Raw genomic sequence first — 8197 nt, forward strand, 5'->3', positions numbered from 1 at the left:
TATTGACCTCAGCGCTGATGACGGATGCGTGGGTTGGCAAAGCCGTAGAGGATGTCCACCACGAAGTTGACCAGAATCACCAGGCAGGCGATTAACAGGATGCCGTTTTGCACCACCGGATAGTCCCGGGCGCCGATGGCTTCGATCAGCCATTTACCGATACCGGGCCAGGAGAAGATGGTTTCGGTCAGGACCGCACCGGCCAGCAGCGTGCCGACCTGCAGGCCGACCACGGTCAGCACCGGAATCAGTGCGTTGCGCAGACCATGCACGAACACCACGCGCGACGGCGACAGGCCTTTGGCCTTGGCGGTGCGGATGTAGTCTTCGCGCAGCACTTCGAGCATCGACGAACGGGTCATCCGCGCGATTACCGCCAGCGGAATGGTGCCGAGCACGATGGCCGGCAGGATCAGGTGATGCAGGGCGTCGAAGAACGCGCCGACGTCATCGGCCAGCAGCGTGTCGATCAGCATGAAGCCGGTCTTCGGCTCGATGTCATACAACAGGTCGATGCGCCCGGAAACCGGAGTCCAGCCCAGGCTCACCGAGAAGAACATGATCAGGATCAGGCCCCACCAGAAGATCGGCATCGAATAGCCCGCGAGGGAGATGCCCATCACCCCGTGGTCGAACAGCGATCCTCGTTTGAGTGCCGCGATCACCCCGGCCAGAAGCCCGAGGATGCCAGCGAACAGCAGGGCGGCCATGGACAGTTCCAGGGTCGCCGGGAAAAGAGAGGTGAACTCGGTCCACACACTTTCACGGGTACGCAACGACTCACCGAGATCGCCCTGGGCCAGTTTGCCGATGTAGTCCAGATACTGGGCATACAGCGGCTTGTTCAGCCCCAGGCGTTCCATTGCCTGAGCGTGCATTTCGGGGTCGACCCGACGTTCGCCCATCATCACTTCCACGGGGTCGCCCGGAATCATGCGAATCAACGCGAAAGTCAGCAAGGTGATGCCGAAAAACGTGGGGATCAACAACCCCAGTCGGCGGGCAATAAAACTAAACATCTTGTGTGGTACCTCATCAGCCGGTTAGGCGTGTCCGGCGTCCCTCAGGTAAGGGACGCCGGGCGTTTCTTATCTACTTCACCTGGGTGGTGGCGAAGTTATTAGTGGTGAGAGGGCTGATGTGGTAGCCCTCTACATTGTTGCGCATTGCAGTGAACATCCGAGTATGGGCCATGCTGATCCATGGCTGGTCCTGATTAAACAGCACTTGGGCCTGTTCGTAGAGCGCGGCGCGTTCGGCCGGATCTACTTTAGCCCGCGCTTCATCCAGCAGTGCCTGGAATTTCTCGTTGCACCAGCGTGCGTAGTTTTCGCCGTTCTTGGCGGCCTCGCAACTGAGCATAGGCGTCAGGAAGTTATCCGGGTCGCCGTTGTCGCCCGCCCATCCGGCCGAGACCATGTCGTGCTCGCCGGCCTTGGCGCGCTTGAGCATTTCGCCCCATTCCATCACGCGGATGTCGATCTTGATCCCGACTTTCGCCAGGTCAGCCTGCATCATTTGCGCGCCGAGCATCGGGTTGGGGTTGGTCGGACCGCCGCCGTTACGGGTGAACAGGGTGAAGGTAGTGCCTTCCGGAACCCCGGCTTCCTTGAGCAGGGCACGTGCCTTGTCCAGGTCGCGTGGCGGGTTCTTCAGGTCATGGTTGTAGCCGAGCAGAGTCGGTGGGTACGGGTTGACCGCCACCGACGCGTTGCCTTTGCCGAACAGCGCGTTGACGTAGGCTTCCTTGTCGAACGCGATGTCGATGGCTTTGCGCACGCGTACGTCGCTCATGTACTTGTGCTGGGTGTTCATGGCGATGTACGAAACGGTCATCGCGTCCAGCTCGTCGACTTTCAGCTTGCTGTCTTTCTTGATGCTCGGGATGTCATCCGGTTTCGGATACAGCGCGATCTGGCACTCGTTGGCCTTGAGCTTTTGCAGGCGCACGTTGTTGTCGGTGGCGATCGCCAGGATCAACGCGTCGGCCGGCGGCTTGCCACGGAAGTAGTCCGGGTTGGCCTTGAAGCGCACCTGCGCATCCTTGGCGTAGCGCTGGAAAATGAACGGGCCGGTGCCGATCGGCTTGTTGTTCAGATCGCCGGTCTTGTTGGCCTTGAGCAACTGGTCGGCGTATTCGGCCGGGTAGATCGACGAGAAGGCCATGGCGATGTCGGCCAGGAACGGCGCTTCGCGACGGGTCAGGGTGAACTTGACTGTGTTGTCGTCGACTTTTTCTACGCTTTTCAGCAGTTCCTTGAAGCCCATGCTTTCAAAGTACGGGAAGCCCACGCTCGACAGTTTGTGCCACGGGTGATTCGGGTCCAGCTGACGCTGGAAGCTCCAGACCACGTCGTCGGCGTTCATGTCGCGGGTCGGCTTGAAATATTCGGTGGTGTGAAACTTGACGCCTTTGCGCAGGTGGAACGTGTAGGTCAGGCCGTCTTCGCTGATGTCCCAGGACTCGGCGAGTGCCGGGATCACTTCTGTGGTGCCGGGCTTGAAATCGGCCAGGCGATTGAAGATGGTTTCGGCCACAGCGTCCGCCGTGACTGCAGTTGTGTACTGGACCATATCGAAGCCTTCCGGGCTGGCTTCGGTGCAGACCACCAAGGGTTTGGCCGAGGCGCCGACAGCGACACTCAGCAACGCAGCCGCGATGGCCGCACGTAGGGGAAGCATTTTCATCGATAACCCTCTGCAATCGGTTGAAGACAGAAAACCGAACGGCCGACTCATCATGAGTCAGCCGTCGGTTGGCGTTTTTACAGGATGTTGAATGGAATCGTGGTCACGAGACGGAACTCGTTGATGTTGCCGTCAGCCTGGTTTTCACTGGCGCGGTGCGTGGTGTACGTCGCGCGAATCGCGGTGGCTTTGAGCGGTCCGCTCTGCACGGCGTAGGAAGCACCGATGCCGTATTCGTAGTGAGTTTCGCCGTCCATCAGGCTCAGGTCGCCGCGCTTGGCGCCCGGGTCGGTGTAGGCGGTGCCACGGTAGTGAGTCCCGTCAATGCCCCAGCCGCGTGCCTGGTAGATGTTGAACTTCAGGCCTGGCACGCCATATTCGGCCATGTTGATGCCGTAGGCGATCTGGAAGGACTTCTCGTTCGGGCCGTTGAAGTCCGACAGCAGGGAGTTGGCCAGGTAGATGCCGTTGGTTTCGTGCAGGTAGTCGAAGTAGGTGTCGCCATTCACTTCCTGGTACGAGAAGGTCAGGCTGTGAGCCTGGTGAGCCAGACCCAGCGACAGCGAGTAAGTATCGTTGTCGATCTCGCCCATCAGCTTTTTGCCTTCGTCGACGGTCTTGTAGTAGTTCAGACCGGTGGTCAGGCTCAGCACCTGGCTGTCACCCAGTTCGTGGGTGGCACCGAAGTAGTACTGGTTCCAGAAGTCTTCGACGTTGGAGCCGTACAGGCTGGTTTTCAGACTCTTGAACGGCTGATAGTTGACGCCAGCGATGTAGACCTTGTCGGTCTCAACGCCAGTGGCCGAGTACTCGGTACGGAATTTCGACAGGCTCTGCTCGGTACGCGGCGAAACACGGTCGAAGCCACCGAGGTCGAACGACAGGTTGTTGAACTCTTCGCTGTGCAGGGTAATACCCTCAAAGCTCGAAGGCAGCGGACGGTTGCCGATGACGTCAACGATCGGGGTGCTGAAGTTCTGGCGACCGGCGGTGAGCGTGGTGTTGGAAACACGCAGCTTGACGTTGGCCAGACCCAGTTTGCTCCACTGGTCGACAGCGTCGCCGTCGGAGTGCGCCAGGGTACGGTTGGAACCGCCGGCGATGTCCTTGCGGTCACGGTCCAGAACGATGGCGTTGTAAGCGGCGACTTCGGTGCTGACGCCAACGGTGCCTTGGGTGAAGCCCGAGGTGTAGTTGACGATGGTGCCTTGCACCCAGTTGATGCGACGCGCAGTCGGCGTCTTGACCAATGGCGAAGTATTCTTGTCGCTGTTTTTCACGTAGCTGAAACGGTCATCACGACGCTTCAGTTCGTTGGCATACCAGTTACGGGTTGTACCGCCCAGGCTTTGTCCATCGATAAAGCCTTTGGCCTCGCTTTGGGCGCTGCTGCCGGCCAATGTGGTAGGGACGAACTCCTGACTTGCAGGTTCGGCGTACGCCGTGGCGGTGATGCTGCTGATGGCCAGGGCCAGTATCGCGGTGCTGCTCAGTTTCATGGGTGAAGCTCCTTTACTTTCTTTTTATCCCGGCTTTTTTTGGTATGCCGGTTATTGGTTTAGAACTCGTTCACACATCGCAAACGTTTGCAAAAAGCCGGATTGGCGAATTTAGGCAAAGCGCTTGCGTGAGGGGAGTAGACGGCTCCCCTCAGCATTGCGGCTAATCGGTCGGTTTAATCGATACTGACACCCGAGAACACGTTGCGGCCGAACGGGCTGACTTTGAACCCTTCGACCCGGGTGCTTAACGGCTGGTTGACCGTCGAGTGGGCGACAGGCGTGATCGGCACTTGCTGTTTAAGCAATTGCTGGGCCTGTTTATAAAGCACGGTGCGCTGGTCGCGGTCGGTGACGACCTTGGCCTGTTTGATCAGCTTGTCGTAAGCCGGGTCGCACCACATGGAGTAGTTGTTGCCGCCGATGGCGTCGCAGCTGTACAGCGTGCCCAGCCAGTTGTCCGGGTCCCCATTGTCACCGGTCCAGCCGATCAGGCTGACGTCGTGCTCGCCGTTCTTGGTGCGCTTGATGTACTCGCCCCATTCGTAGCTGACGATCTTCACTTTCAGACCGATCTTGGCCCAGTCGGACTGGAGCATTTCGGCCATCAGCTTGGCGTTCGGGTTGTATGGACGCTGCACCGGCATCGCCCACAGGGTGATCTCGGTGCCTTCTTTCACGCCGGCAGCCTTGAGCAGTTCCTTGGCTTTTTCCGGGTTGTAGGCGGCGTCCTTGATGGTGTCGTCGTAGGACCACTGGGTCGGTGGCATGGCGTTGACGGCCAGTTGGCCGGCGCCTTGATAAACAGCGTTGAGAATTCCCTGTTTATTCACCGCCATGTCCAGCGCCTGACGCACTTCGAGTTGATCGAATGGCTTGTGGCGCACGTTGTAGGCGATGTAGCCGAGGTTGAAGCCCGGCTTGGAAATCAGTTGCAGTTTCGGGTCGGCCTTCAGCGCTTCAACATCGGCGGGGCGCGGGTGCAGGGTGATCTGGCACTCGTTGGCCTTGAGCTTCTGCACGCGTACCGAAGCGTCGGTGTTGATCGCAAAAATCAGGTTCTTCAGCTTGACCCGGCTCGGATCCCAGTACTGCGGGTTGCCGGTATAGCGGATGTTCGAGTCTTTCTGGTAGCTCTTGAATACGAACGGCCCGGTGCCGATCGGCTTCTGGTTGATGTCGCTCGGCTTGCCGTCGGCCAGCAGCTTGTCGGCGTATTCGGCAGACAGAATCGAAGCGAAGCTCATCGCGATGTTCTGGATGAACGCCGCATCGACGCTGTTGAGCGTGAACTCCACGGTCAGCGGCCCGGTCTTCTCGACCTTGGCGATGTTCTTGTTCAGGCTCATCCCGTTGAAGTACGGAAACTCGGTGGGGTAGGCCTTGCGGAACGGTTGTTGCGCATCGAGCATGCGAGTGAACGTGAACACGACATCGTCAGCGTTGAAATCACGGCCCGGCTTGAAGTAAGGGGTTGTATGAAATTTCACGCCTTCACGCAGGTGAAAGGTGTATTTCAGGCCATCTTCGGAAATGTCCCACTTGGTCGCCAGGCCCGGTACGACATTGGTCGCGCCTTTTTCAAACTCGACGAGGCGGTTGTACAGCGGCTCGGCGGCGTCGTTGTCGGTGGCCGTCGTGTACTGCGCGGTATCGAAACCCGCCGGGCTGCCTTCCGAGCAAAACACCAGGCTGTCGCTGGCGGCGTAGCTTGCAGACGTGGCGGCCAACAGGCCGGCGCCCAACAGTGCGGAAAAAATCAAGGTATGGCGCATGACGCTCCCTCTTTTTAGTGTTGTGCAATGCGTCAGGGTCCCTATCCCGGGACTTTCTGGTCGCATTGAGCTCAATCCAATACGTACGGCAAAACCGGTGGCCCACGCAGACACTGGTCAGTACGCGACGGTAGGCACCGTGCCTCTGGCAGTAAATACGTAATTGCCTTAATGCTCGTAGGAAAAGTCGACGCGCCTATACCGAAGCAATCATCTGCGGCGGATTTGGGTGTAGGTCTTTTCCTTTTTTCCCGGTAGATAAAGTAACGGCGACGTCAGAAACGCCGCCGTTGCAATGTCTTACTTGCTGACGCTGACGCCGTAGAAGGAATTCAGGCCAAATGGGCTGATCTTGAAGTCCTGCACGTTGGCGCGCATGGGTTGATACACCGTCGAGTGAGCGATAGGTGTCATTGGAACTGCATCTTTGAGGACGTGTTGCGCCTGTTTGTACAGCTCGGTGCGCTTGCCCTGGTCAGTAGTGCGTTTGGCTTCTTTCACCAGGCCGTCGAACTTCTTGTCGCACCACTTGGAGAAGTTGTTGCCGCTCAGCGAGTCGCAGCCGAACAGAACGTTGAGCCAGTTGTCCGGATCACCATTGTCACCGCTCCAGCCAATGATCATGGCCTGGTTCTCGCCACCTTTGGAACGCTTGATGTACTCGCCCCACTCGTAGCTGGTGATCTTCACTTTCAAGCCGATCTTGGCCCAGTCGGACTGGAGCATTTCAGCCATCAGTTTGGCGTTCGGGTTGTACGGACGCTGCACCGGCATCGCCCACAGGACGATCTCGGTACCTTCCTTGACGCCGGCTTCCTTGAGCAGCTGTTTGGCTTTCTCAGGGTCGTACTTGGCATCCTTGATCGTGGTGTCGTAGGACCACTGGGTCGGTGGCATGGCGTTGACGGCCAGTTGGCCGGCGCCCTGGTAAACCGAATCGATGATCTGCGGCTTGTTCACGGCCATGTCCAGCGCCTGACGCACGCGCAGGTCAGCCAGCGGGTTGGCCTCGTTGCTGCCCTTGACCTTGTCCATCACGTTGTAAGCGATGTAGCCCAGGTTGAAGCCAGCCTGATCCGGCATCTTCAGCGACTTGTCTTCTTTCAGCGCTTTCAGATCGGCCGGACGCGGGAACAGGGTGACCTGGCACTCGTTCTTCTTCAGCTTCTGGATACGCACCGATGGGTCGGTAGTGATGGCGAAGATCAGGTTGTCGATCTTCACGTCTTCAGGTTTCCAGTAATCCTTGTTGCCGGTGTAACGGATGTTCGAGTCTTTCTGGTAGCTCTTGAACACGAACGGGCCGGTGCCGATCGGCTTCTGGTTGATGTCGGCGGCTTTGCCATCCTTGAGCAGTTGGGCCGCGTATTCGGCGGACTGCACGGAAGCGAAGCTCATGGCCATGTTCTGGATGAACGCGGCGTCGACTTCTTTCAGGGTGAACTTGACGGTGTGGTCGTCGACTTTATCGATCTTGGTGATGTTGGTGTCCATCCCCATGTCGGTGAAGTACGGGAATTCGGTCGGGTACGCCTTACGGAACGGGTCGTCCTTGTTGATCATGCGGTTGAACGTAAACAGCACGTCGTCGGCGTTGAATTCACGAGTCGGCTTGAAATACGGGGTGGTGTGGAACTTGACGCCTTCACGCAGGTGGAAGGTGTAAGTCAGGCCATCGTCGGAAATGTCCCACTTGGTCGCCAGGCCAGGAATCACGGCGGTGCCGCCGCGCTCGAACTGGGTCAGGCGGTTGAACATGGTTTCGGCTGAGGCGTCGAAGTCGGTTCCGGTGGTGTACTGGCCTGGATCAAAACCGGCCGGGCTCCCTTCGGAGCAGAACACCAGGTTAGTCGCAGCGGTGGCGAAAGGTGCGGAGGCTAACAAGCCTGCGCCGACTAGAAACGGAATGACCGCGTGTTTAAGCATGTTGGCCTCATGATTTGTTGTCATTTTTTAGTTGTGAGGTACGACCTCGTGAGTCGTGCCTGCGGATACTTATGCAGGCCCCATACCCAATGCAAGATCCAGAGCGGTCGGCGGCGTTAAACGGTGGCACGAACGTACCTTAATGTCGCATCCGTATAACTTTTGACGCATTTGACCGTTTGCGGGTGGTTTTTGCGGTGCATTCTGGGCACTGAAATGGTGCGCCGGTCTTGTTCTGTGCGCTTGGGTGGGGCTTGGTGTTACTTATTTATACCCTTGGGGATGGGCAGGGTTGAGGGGTTTTTGGGG

At 58.3% G+C, this 8197-nt stretch carries 5 protein-coding genes; all 5 read right to left on the reverse strand.

What is annotated here, in order from left to right; translation table 11 throughout:
* Nucleotides 1–8: 8 nt before the first annotated feature.
* Nucleotides 9–1019, reverse strand: coding sequence for an ABC transporter permease subunit (locus D8U60_RS02740; RefSeq protein WP_016771720.1), 1011 nt, complete (start codon nucleotides 1017–1019; stop codon nucleotides 9–11).
* A gap of 73 nt (nucleotides 1020–1092) precedes the next feature.
* Nucleotides 1093–2688: an ABC transporter substrate-binding protein gene (locus D8U60_RS02745; protein WP_073473823.1), complete on the reverse strand. Its 1596-nt coding sequence runs from the start codon at nucleotides 2686–2688 to the stop codon at nucleotides 1093–1095.
* 77 nt (nucleotides 2689–2765) lie between these two features.
* On the reverse strand, nucleotides 2766–4187 hold the full coding sequence (locus D8U60_RS02750) for an OprD family porin (protein WP_130899418.1): 1422 nt from the start codon (nucleotides 4185–4187) through the stop codon (nucleotides 2766–2768).
* A 176-nt stretch (nucleotides 4188–4363) separates the two neighbouring features.
* Nucleotides 4364–5962 (reverse strand): ABC transporter substrate-binding protein, encoded by a 1599-nt coding sequence (locus D8U60_RS02755; protein WP_122699943.1) that lies wholly within the window; start codon nucleotides 5960–5962, stop codon nucleotides 4364–4366.
* Between the two features lie 300 nt (nucleotides 5963–6262).
* On the reverse strand, nucleotides 6263–7888 hold the full coding sequence (locus D8U60_RS02760) for an ABC transporter substrate-binding protein (RefSeq protein WP_016771716.1): 1626 nt from the start codon (nucleotides 7886–7888) through the stop codon (nucleotides 6263–6265).
* Nucleotides 7889–8197 lie beyond the last annotated feature (309 nt).

Source organism: Pseudomonas sp. Sample_11 (assembly GCF_004307505.1).
In the GTDB taxonomy this organism is placed as follows: domain Bacteria; phylum Pseudomonadota; class Gammaproteobacteria; order Pseudomonadales; family Pseudomonadaceae; genus Aquipseudomonas; species Aquipseudomonas atacamensis.